This window comes from Candidatus Pelagibacter sp. Uisw_137 (assembly GCF_047720245.1).
GTDB lineage: Bacteria > Pseudomonadota > Alphaproteobacteria > Pelagibacterales > Pelagibacteraceae > Pelagibacter.
On sequence record NZ_CP159811.1, the window covers coordinates 759,836 to 779,155 of the forward strand.

Here is a 19,320-nt window from a genome sequence, read left to right on the forward strand (position 1 = left end):
TAGGCTAAAATGATAATAATTAACTATAACTTTTGTACTTATTGCTGTATCCACCATACTGGTAATAGCCATAATAACTTGCTTTTGATGTATCTAAATCATTTAAAACTAATCCATCAACTTTAACTCCGACATTGTCTAATTTTTTTATAACAGATTTAATACCAACTAATTTTGTAACATTAGCTCTAACAATAATCAAATTGTGATCTGTTGCCTGACTAATAAATAATGTGTCAGTTACCGGTTGTATTGGCGGAGTATCAATAATTACATAATCATAATTTTGTTTTAATACATCAAAAAAAGTTTTTAGTTTTTTGGTTGTAGTTAAATCAGTTAAATCTGACCTTCTTGTACCAGATGTCATTACTTCTATCTCAGAGCCTGGAAGTTTCATTATGCAGTCGCTCATATTCACGCCACCCTGAATAAGATCACTAAAACCAACTTTAGGTGCTTCGTCTCCTTGTGTTGTTTTGGTTAGTACAGAAGGTCTTCTAATATCAGTTTCAACTAGAAGAACTTTGCCAATTTTAGAAAATGCAAGTGCCGTATTTAATGAAATAGTTGTTTTACCCTCTCCAGAATAGGTTGAACTCAATAATATTGTCTTATTTTTCTGAAATTTAGCAACCAAAAGTGTTCTGAGCGTTCTAATACTCTCTGAAAATTCAGAATCAACATCTTCAATAAACATTTGAGATAAATGGTATCCCTTATCTATCTTTTTAACAGATGGTAAAGTTGCTAAAACTGGAATGTTTAATTCATCAAGATTAGATGGTTCTATAACCGTGTTACTATTAAATTCAAAATAAACTAATAATATAAAGATTGCCCCAAAAGATAAAATATAAAATAACATTGTTATTTTAAAAATATTTGGAGATATTGGTGATAAAGGCAGAAGTGCATTTTGAATAATTCTCACATTAGAAGATTGAAGCTCCTTAACTTCATTTGTTTCCTTCATTCTTTGTAGAAAAGTTTCATAAATTTTATTATTAGTTTCGACTTCACGAACAAACTGTTGCAGGGCTACATCTTTTTCCTCTAGGTCTTGTAAATCAAATTTTGCTTTGTTGAGCTCTTCTTCACTTATAGTAATAAATCCTTTTAAATTTGCTAACTCATATGCTGCTGCTGCAATATTTTCATCTAAAATTTCTTTAAGTCTATTGTCAAGATTTATTTTTGTTTTTAAAACTTTTTTTACTTTTGGATGTTCGTCTTTATAAATTATTTGAAGTGCCTCTATGTTATCATTAGTTACATTAATATTTGTTCTTATAGCATCAACTTCTTTTTTACTCCTTAGATCAGCAATTGCTAGAAGCTCTTCAACATTTCCATCTGCAAGTTTAATTGCTGTTAAATCATTTTGTTTTTTTTGAAGCTCACGGTTTGCATCTATAATTCTTTTGGAAACAGATTTAATTTGATCTATTTTTAATTCTTTAATATCACCTATATCAATTAGATTATTTTCTTTTTTATAATTTAATAATTTCTGTTCAGCAATCTCCATTTGATCTAGGAGTTTTGATAACCTTAAGTTTATTTGTGCATTAGCATAGTTTGTTACTCTAACTTTAGTGTCAACATCATATTTTAAATAAGAGTCGATAACTTGTTCTAATAAAAATTTTGCTAACTCAGGATTTCCTGAGGTAACTAAGATATTAACCACATCACTATTCCTTACTTGACTAACAGTTAGATTATTTTTTATATATTTTTTAAGGTCAATTTTTTGTTCATTGTTTTTAGCTTTTTCACTTTTAAAAAAATTTAAAATTTGTGATCTTATTAAAAAATTTTCTGCAAGTTTTCTATACAACGCTTCTGCTTTGACTTTGATCTTTTCGTCAAGAAATATATTCCCTAGCACTTCATCACTTTCTATTATTTGAATTTGGTTATTAATATAATTAATATTTCGAAATGCATTTCTCCCACCATCTCCACTATAAACTTCTTCTATATTTACAATATTTTTTGTAGATTCTTCAATAACTAGTGTTGCTTGGCTTTGAAAGATTGGGTTAATATTTAAAGCTATAAAAAAACCTAATACACCAAAAAAAATAGGTGCTAGTAAAACTATTCGCCTGTACTTTAAAAATATTATCCAATAATGAGTAAGATTTAACTGCTCATTAATAGATTCTAATTTATTTAAAAGACTTTTGTTTTCCATAGTAAATTTTTTAAAATTTAATTAGAATCATTACTTAAAAAATATTCCCTTACAAGTTGTTTTTTTTACTTTGACTCTATTTAGTAATATAATTTATAAACATACTAGATATGGGATTGTTAGTTATCTAAAATTATTGCACCCAATTCTTTGCTAAATCTTGGAATATTTCTTAAGTAGAGAAGTCTAAGTGATTTTTTTTTCTTAATATTATTTTTTGATAAAATTGCTAAATTAATAAAGTTTGTTTCAAAATCTTTTTTTATATCTTGAGAACTAATTTGATAAAGCATCTTTAATTCCCAATACGTGTAATCTAATGCAGATTTTTTTTCACTATTGCTTATAAGTTGATCGAGCTTTTTACCATTTGAACTATTAGTCTGAATATCTCTCCTCGAATACAATAAAGGTTTTTGAAAAAAAATTGAATACTTGTAAGGTAGATAATTAAAGGTTTTCATTAAATTACCTTCAATTCTAGAACTAAATGATAACATTAAAATAGAGAAAATATTATAAAAAGAGATTATAATTAAGCTAATAATTAGTAACTTGTTTATGTACTTATTTAAGAAAAACACATTTAATCTTATCAAAATAAAAATTAATTTTCTATTAATTTTATCCAGTCTATTTTTTTTTACAAATACCTATGGAGATGAAAAATTTTTAGGTTTCGTTGACTCTCTTCAGGGGGATGCATTCATAATTAAGGGAGAAGAAACTGTTAAATTAAATGAATTTGATCAAATTTTTATAAATGACAAAATAAAATCAGATACAGGGTCATCAATAATTATTTCTTTTATAGATAATTCACTTTTAACATTAAAAGATAAAACAGAATTTTCTGTGGAACAGTTTGACCAAGATTCTTCTGATCCTTCTTTTGTTTTATCTATAACTAATGGAAAGTTTACATTCGAGTTTGGATCAATTGCAAAAAATAAAGATGGGGTGATGAAAATTAAACTTTCTGGGCTAGATGTTAAGCTTAATGGAACACTTGTAACCGGTGAAAATTCTGAAGGAAAAAAAGACGTGTCTCTTCTTGAAGACTCAACGGGTAATCTTGGAACTCTAGAGATAGGTATAGAAGGAAGTAATGAAATAAAAGTTATTTCAGATAGTGCCTCGGGTGTTTCTCTAAATTTTACAGAAGAAGAACAATTAGCTTTGTCTAATGGAGATTCAAGTAACCTTACAACTACTTTATCCTCATCTGAAGATACTCAACTGTCAGAAGAAGAAGAAAATAGTGTAGTAAACTCAATTAAAGAAGTAACAGTCCAGTCTGCAACTAAAAGTGAAGAAAAGATTGAGCGAGCTATTGCAAAACAACTTGCAAGTGGAACAATCCCGGATGCAAATGGAGATGGTATAGCAGACTCAGCTGATGTTGAAGCTTATAAAGCTGAATTGCTAGGTTTAAAAAAATCAAAACTAGATTACGTAGTTGAGCAATCTACAGATGACTTAAGTTTATTATCAGACATTATTGTTAATTCAAATTCTGATCAATCCATGGGTCTAATGGAAAATATGATGGAAAATAATTCTGAGAGCACTGCATTATTAATGACAGAAATAGTAGAACAAGATTTTGATATATTTTCTCATGTCTCGACATCTCAAACAGGAAATTTTGAAAACTTAAGAGAAACAATTGTTACTGAAATGATTCAAGACGATAGTGACTTTGTTGCTGACACTATGGCTCAAATGATGGCAGTAGGTAATACTGAAATGGGTGCTTATATGATGAATGAAATAACAAATACTCAACCTGTAGATGGAGATCAAAGAAATTTAGCAATGGATGTTCTAGCAACATTTACTGAAGTTGCTTCTGATAAAATGGATACTTATATGCAAGCTGACCCAAGCATGATGAGTAACTTTACTCAAAGTGCATTTCAAAATGCTGATGAAGGAGATGCTGAAATGATTGCTGATATGATGCAACAAGCTAGTGGAAAAAATTCAGCCTATTTGATGAGTTCAATGATGGAAAATAATAATACTATGATCTCTTCAGTTTATGGAAATTTAGCAGAACAGGATTTTGATATTTTTAACCATATAGAAAAAGCTAAAATGGCCCCCACTAATTCAGGTACTGATCCTTTTCCAACGCCAGGTACTGATCCTTTTCCAACACCAGGTACTGATCCGGCAAACATGATGTCTGCTCAAAATGATTTTTATAACGATTTAAAAGGTCAAATTTTTGAAGAAATTATTAATAATAGTGATCAAACTGCTGCTGAAGCTACGGCAGGACTTATGATGAATAGTGAAGGTGATAGCGCCATGTTTATGATGGAAACAATGATGGAAATAAATCCAGAAATGATTGGTGATGTCATGCAAGGTTTTGTAGACGATGATTTTGATATTTTTGACCACTTTGAAGATACTGCTATCAATGAACCAATTGACACTATTGCACCTGAAGATAATGAAATAAATAATTTAGCTACTAATACAAATAGAAAAGGTTTAACAAAAGAAGAAAGGATAGCTGCTAAAGCTGAAAGAAAAGCTGAAAGACAAAGAATTAAAGCTATTAGAAAAGCTGACAGATTAATAGCTAAGGAAGAAAGAAAAGCAGCTAGAAAAGCAGCCAAGTTAGCAGCACAGATCACTTCATCTGAAGCAGATTTTATTCCAGTAGAAATTAATTCTGATTTTCAAGATTTTAAAGCAGACGTTTTTAAAGATATGATGACTTATTCCAATGATGCTACTATGGGCACGATGGCACAATTAGTTGCAGGAGCTGATGAACAAACAGCATCATTAATTTTTGAAACAGTCGTAAGTGAACAAAATAATATGATGGCTGTTGATGGTGTTGCACCAAAAAATAATTTTGCTTTGGATTTAATGAGTAATCTAAGTAGCGTTGATTCCAATGTGATGGATAAAATGTATGAAACTCAAGGTGATCTTGTGAATAATATGATGAGTACTGCAATGACAAATATATCATCAGACGACTCTGGGGCTATTGCGAATATAATATCATCTTCTGGAAATGATCAAATGAATGCGATGGTTTTTAACAATATAGCTTCTTCAGGAGATCAAAATTTAACTAGTAATGTTTTTACAAACCTTGCTGATACTGAGGGTGGATCAGATGCAATAATGACTATGGCTTCAACTAACCAAAGTCTCTATGAAAATATGGCTCAAGATGTTGATCCTACTTATATGACAGCAGCATCATTACTTACAGACACAACTTCAATTTATAACACTGCTTCTGCAACAGATATGACAACAACCACAGACACAGATACAACTACATTTGCTGCTGGTGCTATATCTTGGACAACCTACCCCACTTCACCTGGTATTCTTTCAACTACTTCTTACGTAAGTGTAAGTGGAACAGCATCATCTATGAATGGAGTAACATATTCTGCTTCAGATTTACCTGATGGATTAACTTTTGATTATACAACTGGAATGATTTTTGGAACACCAACAAGTGCTGGAACTTGGAACACAACCCTTACTGCAACAGATATGATGGATTTCAATAGCTTTGCTACAGCAAGCATAACTTTTGACATTGTTGAAGATAATACTGGTGGAGCTTATAATGATGGGGCTGGTGGTGCTTTATCATTTATGTCAACTCCTTACCCTCCTGCAACTTTGACAGTTAATAACGCAATTACACCTATTTATCTTTATACATCAGGTGGAACTGGAAATATAAATTATAGTGCAACAGGTTTACCATCAGGTTTATCTATTTCGATCACTGGTTCAATTATTGGAAGTCCAGACACTCAATCTTTTTCATCAAGTAGTGTAACTATTATTGCTAGCGATGATGATGGTAATACTGCAAGTGCAAATCTTACTTTTCCTCAAGTAGATTCTGGTGGTGCTGCTGGTGGTGGTGAAAGCGGACCAACATGGTCGACATATCTTTATCCACCTACAACACTAACTGAAGGCACTGAAATGATGGATATGTATTTGGACGCTACTGGAACAGGAGCTTTAAATTTTACAGCATCAAACTTACCGATGGGTTTGTATGTTGATGGGCAATATATTAGAGGTACACCTAGCATGCAAGCTGCTTACACATCAAGTGTAATGATTAAAGCAACAGATAGTAACGGTTCACAGACTAAATATGTAACCTTTCCAAAAGTGAATGCAAGTGGTGGTGGTGGATCAGTTACTTGGAATACTCTTGCTGCAGATTTTTCAACTTTAACCTTAACTCAAGGTTCGCCTATGACTTCTATAAATTTATCTGCTACAGGTGTTGGTACAATTACTTATAGTGATGATGCATTTTTACCAGCAGGTATATCTTTAACAGCTGGTGTAGTTTCTGGAACCCCTACTTCATCAACTGAATTTTCAACATCTGTAACTTTTACAGCAACAGATAGTAACGGTAATACTGAAGATTTATTTGTTTCTTTTCCAGCAATAAACGCAAGTGGTGGTGGTGGATCAGTTACTTGGAATACTCTTGCTGCAGATTTTTCAACTTTAACCTTAACTCAAGGTTCGCCTATGACTTCTATAAATTTATCTGCTACAGGTGTTGGTACAATTACTTATAGTGATGATGCATTTTTACCAGCAGGTATATCTTTAACAGCTGGTGTAGTTTCTGGAACCCCTACTTCATCAACTGAATTTTCAACATCTGTAACTTTTACAGCAACAGATAGTAACGGTAATACTGAAGATTTATTTGTTTCTTTTCCAGCAATAAACGCAAGTGGTGGTGGTGGATCGGTTACCTGGACAACGCTCGCCACAGATTTTCCATCAAATTTAACAGAAAGTGATCCTATTAATTCCGTAACATTAAATGCAACAGGATCAGGTGCTATTAGTTATACTTATTCTGGCACGTTACCTCCTGGATTAATATTAACAGCTAACGTTCTTTCTGGAACTCCAACCACACAAAGTGCAACCTCAACTAATATCACTTTTACAGCAACAGATTCAGCTAACAAAAAACAAGATTTATTTGTTACTCTACCAGCTGTAAGTGCTAATGCTGGTGGAGCGATTACATGGAATACTTTTGCTGCAGATTTTTCAACGTTAACCTTAACTCAAGGTTCACCTATGACTTCTATAAATTTAAGTGCAACAGGAGGAGTTGGTGTAATAACTTATAGTGACGATGCATTTTTACCAGCAGGTATATCTTTAACAGCTGGTGTAGTTTCTGGAACCCCTACTTCATCAACTGAATTTTCAACATCTGTAACTTTTACAGCAACAGATAGTAATGGTAATACTGAAGATCTATTTGTTTCTTTTCCAGCAATAAATGCAAGTGGTGGCGGTAATCCAACTTTCACTACAATTGCAGGAGATGTAACAACCTCATTAGGTAGTTTGACACAAAATAGTTCTATTACTAGTTTTTCTATTGGTGCAACTGGTGGAATGTCACCAATAAGTTATAGTGCATCAGGTTTACCAACAGGATTAAGTTTAAGTTCAACAGGCGTACTTTCAGGAACTCCTACTGTACCGGGCACTGGAGCTACTGTAACTTTTACAGCAACAGATATGAACTCTCTAACTGATAGTTTTTCTTTAATCTTTCCTACTGTTACAGCTGCTGGTGGTGGCATTAGCAACCCAAGTTGGTCAACGGAACCAAGCTTTAATGCATCATATACTACAAGTGATAATTTTAGTATTACTGCAAGTGCAACATCCTCACCTCCTGCAAATGGTGTAAATTATTCAGCAACAGGTTTACCAATGGGTGTGACTATAGATAGTAATTCAGGATTAATTTCAGGATCAACTACAATGACAGGTCCATATAATGTTACTGTAACAGCTCAAGATGCAATGGATGCTACATATCAAGTTAGTACAGCATCACTTAGTTTTACTGTAACTGAAGGCGGTGGTGCAGAAACTGTTGATTTCACAACAGCAGAAACATTGCCAAGTGCAAATGCTGGACAAGATATAAATGAAACTGTTGTGGCAACTGGGTCTCAAGGTTCGATGCCTACTTATACATTTATTTCAGCAAGTAATACAGGAAATGCATTCGGTCTTAGTGGGACAACCATTACAGCTACTGGAAATCAAATTTCTGGAATAGCGCCAAGATTATTTAATGCAGCAACATATTCATTTGAAATTCAAGCTTCAATTCAAGCTGGCACAATAACAAATAATAGAACTTTTACATTGCTTATATCTCAAGATGCTACATGTGTATCGCCTACTAATAATATTTGCACTTAATGATTTTAAGAAAGGATAGTCTTCGGAATTTATTTTTAATTATTTTAGCTATCACAGTAAGTTTTAATGGCAGCATTAACCCTTTATTAATTCAAATTTCTTCTATTAGTTTTATTTTTTTTTTATTCTATGTCTAAAAAATAGTAGGGTTCTAGAAAGGATAAAAGAAAACTACAGAAACAATAAGATATTTTTTATCTTTTTTTTTTCATATATAGGCTATTTGATTTTTCAAATAATACCCCTTCCATTAAATTTAATTGAAATCATAGCTCCAAATAATTATGATTTATATACTTCTATAAAAATTGATAAAGAATTATGGTCATTAAGTATTGATCCAAGTAATTCTTATTTTAAAATTTTAAACTGTATTAGTTTTTTTATAATTTTTTTAGTTTTCCCTGCATTATTTAATAGAGATAAATATTTAATGAAATTTTTATTTTTTGTAAGTATTATGGGTTTTTGTCATGCAATTTTTGCTACTTATTGGATGTTGATAGGCAACCCATCAAATTTTTTAATTCAAAAAGTTCATTATCTTAGAGCTAGTACTGGATTATACGTTAATAGAGCAGTTTTTGGTACATTCTTATTTTTAACAGCTTTCTCAGGCCTTTATTATATTGTTGTTTTTTTTTTAAAAAATCAAATTACAAATTTTAACTTCATGCAACAAATAAAGAGTAAAATTTTTTTTATAAGAATATTTATTATATTTTTAAGTCTTGGAATTTTAACAACATGGTCAAGAATAGCAAATTTTAGTTATATATTAATCTTATTATCTTTTTTATTTTATTCAAAAATAAATTTCAAAAAATATATTAACCCTTTATCAATAATAATTATATTTATTTTAATATTTGATGTTTTTGTAATGACACTATTTTTTGGAAATGCGAGACTGGTTCAAAGACTTGTTGAAGTATCAATTGTCAAAGATTATATTAGACTTGACTTACATTCGTTTGGATTGGAGCAATTTAAAAATTTTTGGTTCTTTGGTTACGGTAATGGAGCTTTTGAGCAAATATTTAAACTTTTTTATATATTACCAGAAACTATACCTAACGATTATTTAGCACGACATGTCCATAATGATGGAATTGAACTATTAGGAGAAGTTGGAGTTGTTGGTGTTTCAATTTTTGCAATAATAACTATTATTTACTTTAAGAAATTATTAAATAATATTAATGAGAAAAAACAGTTTGCTAGATTTATACTGTTATCTCTCTTAGTATTTATTCTATTTATCCAAAGTATAGTGGACTATTCTTTGCAAATTCCTGGAATACAAGTTCTACTAATTACTATTTTTTCCATGGGATTAATTAATTTTAAAAAGAATGATCTTTAATTATAATCTGCACTTCTGATATACCAATCATCTTGTTCCGCAATATAAGGTTTGTAAGTTTTAAATAAAGTTTCTGATGGTGTTAAAAGACTAATAACATTGTTCCATTTTACTAAATTAGTTTGAGGTATGAATACAATATCATTTGGTAGTATATGAAAATTATTTGCTGCTATAAAAGCCGCAGGATTATTCAAGTTGATTGTATATATATCAACATGTAAATATTTTGTTAGATCTTCTCTTAATATATAAATATTTTTTGTTTTAGCGGTAGCTTTATTTATTCCTTTTGTTGCTAATAATTCAGTTAAAGTTAAATCTTTGTAAACAGATATAGGTCCAGATGTTGTAAATTCCCCAAAAGCATACGCTTGGTCTGTATCAGACTCTGAGACATGAAGAACATCATCTTTTCTTAAGTAAATATCTAAATCAGTATTATTGTTATTTAACAGTTCATATAAATCTATTTCAAAAACTTCCTTTCCTCTTCTTAGTAATGCAGTTTTAGCATAACTTTTTTGATCTTTTATATATCCAGCTTTTATTAGAGCGTCTAATATTTTTAATGGTTGTTCTGAAAGTAAAATTGATAAAGGACGATTTATTGCTCCAGTAATATAAACATAAGCACTGTTATATTGTTCAATTTTAACAATAGTTTCTGGTTCTTGATAAAATCCTTTTAAAACATTGTTTATAAACTCTTGAGCTTCTTCTTTAGTTTTATCATTTACTACAACTTGACCAACATAGGGAATTGTTACATCACCTGTTGGACTAATAGTATAAGAGCCATCAATATCATCAATATCTGTAATTGATATATTTATGACATCACCTGCACCAATAGAGTAATAATATTTGTTTTCACCTATTAATTGAGTTAATTTTTTATCTTGCTTTTTTTGTATATCTTCAAATTTTGGAAGAGACGCGGTGTTAATTTTATTTAAATCATAGAATTTTAAGGCAACACCTCTTTGTTTTATGCCTATTTTTTTTGGATCGCTTCCCTTGGGCTCACCTTTAAAACCAGTTGAATTAGTGCAACTAGAAATAAGCAAAAACATTAATAATAATCTAAGATTCATATACATTTCATATATATATTATTATTATTAAAAATCATAAAAATTATACTTAGAAAATTAAATATATAACTAGTATTTGACTCCTGAATAACTGATAAAAGCTTTATTAATACTTATTATTTTATATTTTACAGATATAATTGTATGAACAGAAAATTTAATTATGCAATCAATTAATAACTTTGATAGTAAGATAACAGTCGTTTTTATTTCACATCGATTATCTACACTTAAATAATGTGATCAAATTATAGATCTTGATAAATTTTAAATGAAAATATTACATGTATTAGAACTCTTTACGTTTTTCTGGGCAAGAGATGATGATGGCTTGCTGTCATACCTCAATGAAAAAAGAAAAAATTAGATCTTATATTGTTTCAACAGGACATAAAATTGGGCCCGCATATAATTTATTAAAAAGCAAAGGTTATAAGATAAAACATATTAAGTTTAATAAAAATAAAGCCTTTAGATCATTAATTAGACTATTAGGTTTTTTTTCTCTTTTAAATTATTTATTAAAAAATAAATTTGATATAATTCATATTCACACCGAAGCTAATTTTTTCAAAATTTCTATGTGTGCAATTTTATCTGGTCATAGAAAAATTATTAGAACAGTACACAGCGTTTTTTTTCCTGATTTTATATTAAGATTTAGACGAAGATTAATTCTAAAATTTTGTGAATTTTTAAAAGTTAAATATACCTCAACATCAGATATAGTAGCCAAAAATGAGTTTAAAAATTATAATATTAAAGTTACACCACAACATATTTGGTATGATGAAAGTAAGTTTTTTTTTATAAACAAAAGTAGAAAAAAAAAACTTAGAAGTAAATTTAAAATATCAGTTAATACTTTAGTGTTTTTATCAGTGGGAAACTGCTCAACAATTAAAAATCATAATTTAATTTTAAAAACTTTATCAATTTTACCAAAAAATTTAGATTGGATTTATTACCATGTGGGAAATGAAGATAAAAATAAGTCTGAAAGAAAATTAGCTAAAGAATTAAATATTGAAAAAAAATGTAAATTTCTTGGTGCAAAACATAGCTATACTAATTTTGCCCATTTATCTGATATTTTTATAATGCCTTCACTAGTAGAGGGTTTGGGAGTTGCTACTATTGAAGCCAGCGCTATTGGTTTAATACCTATATTAACTAAAGTACAAGGCAACAATGAAATTTTAAAAAAAATAAAAGGTTCAATAGGAATACAACGAAATTCTACAAGTTTAAAAAAAGCAATTTTAAAAATTAATAGATTAAAACAAAAACAAAAAAATAAACTTTCGTTTTCTATACATCAACAGGTTAAAAAAATTTGGTCAAAAAAGAATATATATACAGTTATAAACTATTATAAAGATATTTAAAAAAATAATTATTTAATTATATGAAAATAAAAAAAATAACGAAATCTTAAAAATTAAAAAATGAATAAAGAAAAAAATTATAAATTTTCATTTAATTTCATAAACAACTTACTTGAATATTTACCTAAACAAAGAAAATTCCAATTCTATTTATTGATAACAATATTTATATCATCAGCATTACTAGAAGCACTCAATGTAGTTTTGATTGTTCCGTTAATATCGATAATTCAGGATATTAATAATTTAGAAAATTTTATGATAATAAAAAGATTAATTAATATTATTAAGTTATCAGAAACTAATGAAATATATTTTTATATATCATTTTTATTCATATTAATTACTGTATCATGCGGTCTATTAAAATTATTAAGTAACAAATTATTATTTCATTTTTGTTCAATAGTTGAATCTGATGTAAGAGAAAAAATATTTAGTAATAATTTATACCAATCATATCAATATCATCTTAATAAAAGTTCAGCAGAAGCCTTATCAATAATTACACAAAAAACTCATTTTCTATTTGGCTTACTAACTAGTTTTTTAAGTGTATTATCATCAATTGCATTATTAATCACGATTGTTATTTCACTTTTTTTAATTGAACCATTAATAATTTCAATTATTGTTTTAATCATCTCTACAATATTTATTATAATATATTTTGTTCAACAAAAAAAAATATCAGAAATGGCTAAAACTATTTCTGAAAAACAATTTTTGATAATTAAGAATTTTCAAAGTGCTCTTGGTAATATTGGTGAAATTATATTGTATTCGATTCAAAAAAAATTTATTAAAAAATTTGATGAATCTTCAAAAAATTTATCTTTAAGCTTGGCTACAACCCGAGTGATTTCTGAAAGTCCTAGAATTTATCTAGAGTATATAATAATAATTATTTTTGCATTTTCACTTTATTTATTTACAGTTGACAATGAGAACATTCAAATTGATCTTGCTGTGGTTTCTCTTTTTGGATTTGCAGGTCTTAAAATATTACCACTTTTTGGAAGAATTTATAATGGTTTGGCAAGTATTAAATCTTTAGCAAAAGTGTTTGAAGATATAATGGAAATATTAAAAAATTCAAAAGTATCAAATACAAAAAATGATGATGTAGAAAAATTAGAATTTAATAAGTCAATTAAATTAAGTAATATTTCGTATTCCTATATAGATGATAACAAAAATGAAAAAGAGGTTTTTAAAAGGTTTAATCTTGAAATCAAAAAAAATACTATTGTTGGAATTAAAGGGAGAACTGGAAAAGGCAAAAGTACACTTGGAAAAATTATCTTATGTTTGTTAGATCCATATGAGGGTTATATTGAAATAGATGAAACAAAGATTAATTCAAATAATAAAAATTCATGGCAAAACAAAATATCCTTAATACCTCAAAAAGTTTTTTTAGATGATAACACTATTTTGAAAAATATTACTCTGGCAGTAGATACTGATGACATAAATATAGAACTTGTTAAAGAGGCAGCAAAAGAAGCAGAAATTTTAGAATTTATTCAATCTTTACCAAATAAATTTAATGAAATAGTTGGTGAAGATGGAGTAAGACTTTCGGGAGGTCAAAGAAAAAGAATTGGAATAGCTAGAGCTTTTTATAGAAATTCTCAAATTTTATTATTAGATGAGCCAACAAATGAATTAGATGTAGATACAGAAGCTAAAATAATTAAAACTATTAGCGGTTTTAAAAATAAAAAAACTATTATTATGATCACTCATAGATTGGAAACTTTAAAAATTTGCGATAAGATTATTGACCTAGATAATTTAACAACTTAACAACAATTGTGCCATTAAGTAATAACAAATTTATATTAAATTTATTAGTATTACTGACAATATTTCTTTCTGGGAATAATTTAATTTTTAAATATGTAACAAAAGAAATTTCTTTTTCTATTCTTTTAATATTATATTTTATTTTTTTTTATAAACAAAAATTTTATATTTCAAAAGTAGACTATATATTTTTTATAACGTTTTCTTTGATTTTAATTTTTCATTATTTCAGGTTTGGGGATATTGCGCTCCTTAGCTCAATAGGATTTTGTGTAACATTCTTAATTGCACTCTATAATATAAAAGCCATAAAAAATTTTACTGAAATTTATGTAAATATTATGGCAGTTTTATCTCTAATTAGTCTATTTTTTTATTTTTTTTATTATTTTTTTAATTTGAAAATTGGAATTCAGATAAGTGAAGTTAGTACCCATAATTTTTTATACCATTATAAAAATGAAGGTTTACCGCAAGTTAGAAATTCAGGGCCATTTTGGGAGCCTGGTGCCTTTTCTGGTTACTTAATTTTAGCTCTTTTTTTTATATTAAGAGATTTGAGAAGTAAAAAAACACTTTTTACATCTTGTATTCTTGTAGCTACAATCTTAACAACTAGATCTACAACAGGGTACATAGCCTTAGCAGTCATAATGCTTATTTACTTAATTCAAGAAGATTATTTTAAATTCAGTAAAACAAATTTTTTAAGAACGTTTTTTTTTATTTTTCTGTTTTATTTAGCTACATACTATACATTTACTGAAGTTCAATTTTTACAAGACAAAATTCTTTTACAAAATGAATTAGTTTTTTATGAGATCAGAAATTTTCAATCTACAAGGTTAGGAAATTTTTACTATGACCTAGAGTTTATAAGACAGTCACCCTTTTTTGGAATAAGTGCTAATATTGATATTAGGTCTATATTTGACGCAAATGCAGCAGACATTACATCTGGTCAGGGTAATGCTTTGAGTGGGTTTGCTGTAAGATTTGGAATTATAGGTTTGCTAACTTTAATTACAATTTTTTGTTATTATTCCTATAAAAAAAATAAATCAATACTACTTAGTTTTAATTATTTAATTTTAATTTGCATTCTACTATTTGCACAAAAACATTTAAATTATCCCATATTTTATACTTTATTTTTTATAAATAATGATAATGATAATAACGAAAAAACTCGTACATGAAAAAAATAAATATGGCAGTTCTAATCACCTGTCACAATAGAATTCAAAAAACACAAACTTGCTTAAAATCGTTATTTAATCAAAAAAAAATAGAAAATATTAATTTAAAAGTTTTTTTGGTTGATGATGGTTCAAAAGATGGAACTAAAGAATATGTAAAAAATTACTTTCCTCAAGTTAATTTAATAATTGGAAGTGGCAATTTATATTGGGGTGGAGGCATGTTTCTTGCATGGGAAACAGCCTTAAGAGATAATATTGAATATGGTTATTTTCTTTGGATAAATGATGATACTTTTTTATACGATGAAGCAATTTATACTTTACTTGAAACCCAGACGGAGCATAGCAATATAATTTGTGGCAGTATATGTGATCCAATTACAAAAAAAAGGACTTATGGTGGTGCTATTAACGAAAAAAAAATTTTTAGACCTTTTTATTATAAAGTTGTCGATGTTAATGGAAGTCCTCAAGAAATTGATACTATCAATGGAAATGCAGTTTTGATACCCTATAAAGCTTATGATAAAATAGGTAAATTTGACAAAAAACTTTTTCATGCTGGTGGAGACTTAGACTACTCTTTAAGGGCAAGAAAAAAAAATATTAGAGTTTTATTAACACCGACACATATAGGTACGTGCGAAAGGTCAGGTATAAACAATGAAATAAAATCTTTAAAAGATATTTTTAATGTCAAATTATTACCACCTAAAGTTTGGTTTAGAATATGTTTAAAACATGGAGATTCATTATGGTTATTTCATTTTTTTTATAGATATTTTAGTTTATTTTTTAAGATATTAATCAATAATTTAGTTACAAAAAAAAGGTAAAATTATGAAAGATATTTTATGTATTAACTATCATATTGATATGGGCAATATTACTTTAGAAAGAAATTTAAAATATCTATTTTCAGATAATATGGATTTTTTTAGTTTTAATAAAAAAAATGATTCTAATATTAAAAGTCATTTTAAAAATAGATCACTATCACATAAAATTTTATCAGCTATTACTTTAAGAAAAACTCTTAAAAAATATTCAAATAATAAAACAATTATTTTCAATTCAATAGGACCTGCAACTTGGGGATATGGGGCCTATAAATGTGAAAATTCAATTTTAATGCTTGATTGGACTAGGTCGTTTTCAGACTTCGTTAATAAAAAAAGAATTAAGCGAGATAACATTCATATTTTACAGTCTTATATTTTAAAAAGAATTCCTAAAATTTTATGTAGAAATAATAAAATTATTGAAAATTTAGCTAACTGCTATGGAGTAAAATATTCTCAAATGAAAAGAATACCTGGACCTTTAAATGCTGAGCTTTTTAATATAAATCCAAGAAAAACTCCTACTAGACCAAAAGTTTTATTCATTGGTAATGATTTTGAAAGAAAAGGTGGATCACTTTTAATTGATAACTTGGATTTGATATTGCAAAAATTCGACATAACGATTGTTACAAAGGATAATAGAGCTAATGTTAAAGGGGTGAATTTTATTAATGATGTAAAATACGGTTCACAAGATCATAAAAAAATTTTATATGATCATGATATTTTTATTTTTCCCTCAAAGCATGATCCATATGGAATGGTCCTAGCTGAAGCAGCAAGTGCGGGTTTAGCAATCATTACCACTAAGTTTGCTTTCTCTTCCGAAGAATTAATTAAAAACGAAAATTCAGGTATAATTGTTAATGAGCCAAAAGAATGTATTTCTGCTTTGATGCATTTAGCAGAAAATCCTTCTTTAATAGATAAATTCAAATCTAATATTCATCGAGAAACTCATATAAATTTTTCAAAAACAAAACTTCAAAAATTATATATGGAAATAATAAATAATTAATGAAAAGATTAAATATCTTAATTTCTGCATATGCTTGTAATCCATATAAAGGATCTGAAAATCAAGTTGGCTGGAATATAGTATACCGTTTAAGCAAAATTCATAACTTAACTGTTATAACTGAATACTCAAATAAAAAAAATATTGATATTTTTTTTAATAAAAAAAAAAGTAAAATTAAATTTCATTTTGTTAAACGTAAAAGGTGTAGTTTTATAGAAAAATTATGGCCCCCATCATATTATTGGACATATAAGACTTGGCAAAAAAAAGCTTTCAAAATAACAACTGAGATTGATTTAAAAAAAATTGATTTGTGTCATCAATTAAATATGATTGGCTTGAGAGAGCCTGGCTACTTATGGAAACTAAACATTCCATTTATTTATGGTCCTGTAGGAGGATTATCATTTTATTCAAAAAAATTAATGTTTAATTCTGGATTAAATATTTTCATATATTCTTTTTTTTATAATTTAATCAGATTTTTTGATATCAAACTTAATATTAGATCAAAGCTAGCATTAAAAAAAGCTGGGAATTTTATTTTAGCTGCTAACAGTGTTACCCAGAAAAATTTAAACAGATATTTTCAAGTTAAGAGTAAGCTATTTATTCCAGTGGCTAGTGAAAAAAGAATTGATTTCAACAAAAAGAATAAAAGATTAAATAAACAAATTAATTTATTCTGGGGTGGATTGCACATACCAAGAAAATCTTTAAATATTGGGTTGGACGCTCTTTCAAAATTGCCAAAAAATATTGATTGGAAGTTACACATTACTGGTAAAGGTAAGATGACAAGTAAATGGAAACAAATATCTATTAAAAAAAATATTGATAAAAAATGTAATTTTTATGGTTACTTAAAGAATAAAGAAGATTTATCTAAAATTATGAGAAAATGTGACATACACTTATTTACTAGCATCAAAGAAGATACTCCTGCAATCATTATGGAGACAATGACTTTAGGATTGCCTACTATTTGTTTTGATTTATATGGTGCAAAAGATTTGGTAAATAATAAAAGAGGTATTAAAATAATACCAAGTACTCATAATGAAAAAAATATAATTAATCTTAAAAATGCAATTTTAAGATTAATAAAATCAGATAAAAAGAGGCATTTATTAGCTAATAATTGTCTCACTTTTGCAAAACATAATTCTTGGGATAAAAGAATTACACAACTTAATTTGTATTACCAGAAATTAAATGAAAGATAATAATTATAGAAAAAAATATTCTAAAATTCCTGTTGTAGTAATCATTTTTAATAGACCTGATAAAACCAAAATTTTATATGAGAGTTTTAAATACTATAAACCGTCAAAGTTATTAATAATTTCTGATGGTCCCAGAAACAGCTTTAAAGATGAAAAAGAAAAAGTTGATCAATCACGGAAAGTATTTGAAAAAATTGATTGGGAGTGTGAAGTTTTATTTAATATTTCTGAAACCAACTTGGGTTGTAGAGAGAGAATAATTTCAGGTTTAAACTGGGTTTTTAATAGAGAAGAAAAAGCTATTATTCTAGAAGATGATTGCATTCCATCTGAAGAATTTTTTACTTTTATGGAGTTAATGCTAAGTAAATATCAAGCAAATAAAAAAATAAGTTCAGTTTGTGGAACAAATTTTTTACCAGATTGGAGTAAAACTAAGAATAGCTATTTATATTCTAAATATTGCCATGTTTGGGGATGGGGAACCTGGAAAGACCGTTGGGAAAAAATTGATTTTAACTTAGATAGGTTGGATGAAATAAAGAAAACCAAATTTTTAAAAGGTTATTTAGGTACTTTTAGAGCTTATTTATATTGGCACTGGATATTTAACAATGTGAAGAAAAAAAAAATAAATTCTTGGGCATATATATGGAATTTCACAAACTTTATTAACAAAAGTATTTCTATAATTCCAGTTACAAATCTATTATCCAATATTGGTATAGGTAAAAACTCAAGTCATACTCGATCGTTACCTTATAAGTATATCACTGCACAAGAATCTAAAAAAAAACTCAAGTTTCCACTAAAATATCCATCTAACCTTTTATTAGACTTCTGAATATGATTTTAAAGTAGAAAATACAATTTTTAGTAAA

Annotated in this window: 12 protein-coding genes; 9 read left to right on the forward strand and 3 right to left on the reverse strand. The window is 27.7% G+C overall.

Features of this window, described 5'->3' with window-relative positions:
• Positions 1-19: 19 nt before the first annotated feature.
• Entirely contained in the window at positions 20-2,203 is a 2,184-nt protein-coding gene (locus tag ABXT61_RS04155) for a GumC family protein (RefSeq protein WP_415314517.1), read from the reverse strand.
• Positions 2,204-2,322: 119 nt separating this feature from the next.
• Positions 2,323-2,667, reverse strand: a complete 345-nt coding sequence (locus ABXT61_RS04160) for a hypothetical protein (protein ID WP_415314518.1) — start codon at positions 2,665-2,667, stop codon at positions 2,323-2,325.
• Positions 2,668-2,764: 97 nt separating this feature from the next.
• On the opposite strand from ABXT61_RS04160, the gene ABXT61_RS04165 reads away from it, so the two are divergent.
• A complete protein-coding gene (locus ABXT61_RS04165) occupies positions 2,765-8,482 on the forward strand; it encodes a beta strand repeat-containing protein (RefSeq protein ID WP_415314519.1) in 5,718 nt (1,905 codons plus the stop codon).
• 223 nt (positions 8,483-8,705) lie between these two features.
• Positions 8,706-9,848, forward strand: a complete 1,143-nt coding sequence (locus ABXT61_RS04170) for an O-antigen ligase family protein (RefSeq protein WP_415314520.1) — start codon at positions 8,706-8,708, stop codon at positions 9,846-9,848.
• Here ABXT61_RS04170 and ABXT61_RS04175 read toward each other — a convergent pair.
• Entirely contained in the window at positions 9,845-10,945 is a 1,101-nt protein-coding gene (locus tag ABXT61_RS04175) for a polysaccharide biosynthesis/export family protein (RefSeq protein WP_415314521.1), read from the reverse strand. The two genes, ABXT61_RS04170 and ABXT61_RS04175, sit on opposite strands and share 4 nt — an antisense overlap.
• 347 nt (positions 10,946-11,292) lie before the next feature.
• Between ABXT61_RS04175 and ABXT61_RS04180 the strand changes: the two genes are divergently transcribed.
• The 7 genes from ABXT61_RS04180 (at position 11,293) to ABXT61_RS04210 (ending at position 19,283) form a co-directional block, all read left to right on the forward strand.
• The gene (locus ABXT61_RS04180) at positions 11,293-12,333 is read left to right on the forward strand and encodes a glycosyltransferase (RefSeq protein WP_415314522.1); all 1,041 of its coding nucleotides are present in this window, start codon (positions 11,293-11,295) and stop codon (positions 12,331-12,333) included.
• A gap of 60 nt (positions 12,334-12,393) precedes the next feature.
• Positions 12,394-14,145 carry an ATP-binding cassette domain-containing protein gene (locus ABXT61_RS04185; protein WP_415314523.1) on the forward strand — a complete coding sequence of 584 codons (1,752 nt, stop codon included), beginning with the start codon at positions 12,394-12,396 and terminating at the stop codon, positions 14,143-14,145.
• 398 nt (positions 14,146-14,543) lie between these two features.
• Positions 14,544-15,344, forward strand: coding sequence for a hypothetical protein (locus tag ABXT61_RS04190; RefSeq protein WP_415314524.1), 801 nt, complete (start codon positions 14,544-14,546; stop codon positions 15,342-15,344).
• Complete coding sequence (locus ABXT61_RS04195) at positions 15,341-16,183, forward strand: glycosyltransferase family 2 protein (RefSeq protein WP_415314525.1); 843 nt, start codon at positions 15,341-15,343, stop codon at positions 16,181-16,183. The genes ABXT61_RS04190 and ABXT61_RS04195 overlap by 4 nt, the downstream gene beginning before the upstream one ends.
• 4 nt (positions 16,184-16,187) lie before the next feature.
• Positions 16,188-17,210, forward strand: coding sequence for a glycosyltransferase (locus ABXT61_RS04200; RefSeq protein ID WP_415314526.1), 1,023 nt, complete (start codon positions 16,188-16,190; stop codon positions 17,208-17,210).
• Positions 17,210-18,439, forward strand: a complete 1,230-nt coding sequence (locus tag ABXT61_RS04205) for a glycosyltransferase family 4 protein (protein WP_415314527.1) — start codon at positions 17,210-17,212, stop codon at positions 18,437-18,439. The genes ABXT61_RS04200 and ABXT61_RS04205 overlap by 1 nt, the downstream gene beginning before the upstream one ends.
• Positions 18,429-19,283 carry a glycosyltransferase family 2 protein gene (locus ABXT61_RS04210; RefSeq protein ID WP_415314528.1) on the forward strand — a complete coding sequence of 285 codons (855 nt, stop codon included), beginning with the start codon at positions 18,429-18,431 and terminating at the stop codon, positions 19,281-19,283. Before ABXT61_RS04205 ends, ABXT61_RS04210 begins: the two co-directional genes overlap by 11 nt.
• Positions 19,284-19,320: the final 37 nt, after the last annotated feature.

Bases quoted from the DNA above. Each gene is read 5' to 3' on its own strand.
- ABXT61_RS04155 (WP_415314517.1), bottom strand. From the start codon at position 2,203: ATGGAAAACAAAAGTCTTTTAAATAAATTAGAATCTATTAATGAGCAG.
- ABXT61_RS04160 (WP_415314518.1), bottom strand. From the start codon at position 2,667: ATGAAAACCTTTAATTATCTACCTTACAAGTATTCAATTTTTTTTCAA.
- ABXT61_RS04165 (WP_415314519.1), top strand. From the start codon at position 2,765: ATGTACTTATTTAAGAAAAACACATTTAATCTTATCAAAATAAAAATT.
- ABXT61_RS04175 (WP_415314521.1), bottom strand. From the start codon at position 10,945: ATGAATCTTAGATTATTATTAATGTTTTTGCTTATTTCTAGTTGCACT.
- ABXT61_RS04180 (WP_415314522.1), top strand. From the start codon at position 11,293: ATGAAAAAAGAAAAAATTAGATCTTATATTGTTTCAACAGGACATAAA.
- ABXT61_RS04185 (WP_415314523.1), top strand. From the start codon at position 12,394: ATGAATAAAGAAAAAAATTATAAATTTTCATTTAATTTCATAAACAAC.
- ABXT61_RS04195 (WP_415314525.1), top strand. From the start codon at position 15,341: ATGAAAAAAATAAATATGGCAGTTCTAATCACCTGTCACAATAGAATT.
- ABXT61_RS04200 (WP_415314526.1), top strand. From the start codon at position 16,188: ATGAAAGATATTTTATGTATTAACTATCATATTGATATGGGCAATATT.
- ABXT61_RS04205 (WP_415314527.1), top strand. From the start codon at position 17,210: ATGAAAAGATTAAATATCTTAATTTCTGCATATGCTTGTAATCCATAT.
- ABXT61_RS04210 (WP_415314528.1), top strand. From the start codon at position 18,429: ATGAAAGATAATAATTATAGAAAAAAATATTCTAAAATTCCTGTTGTA.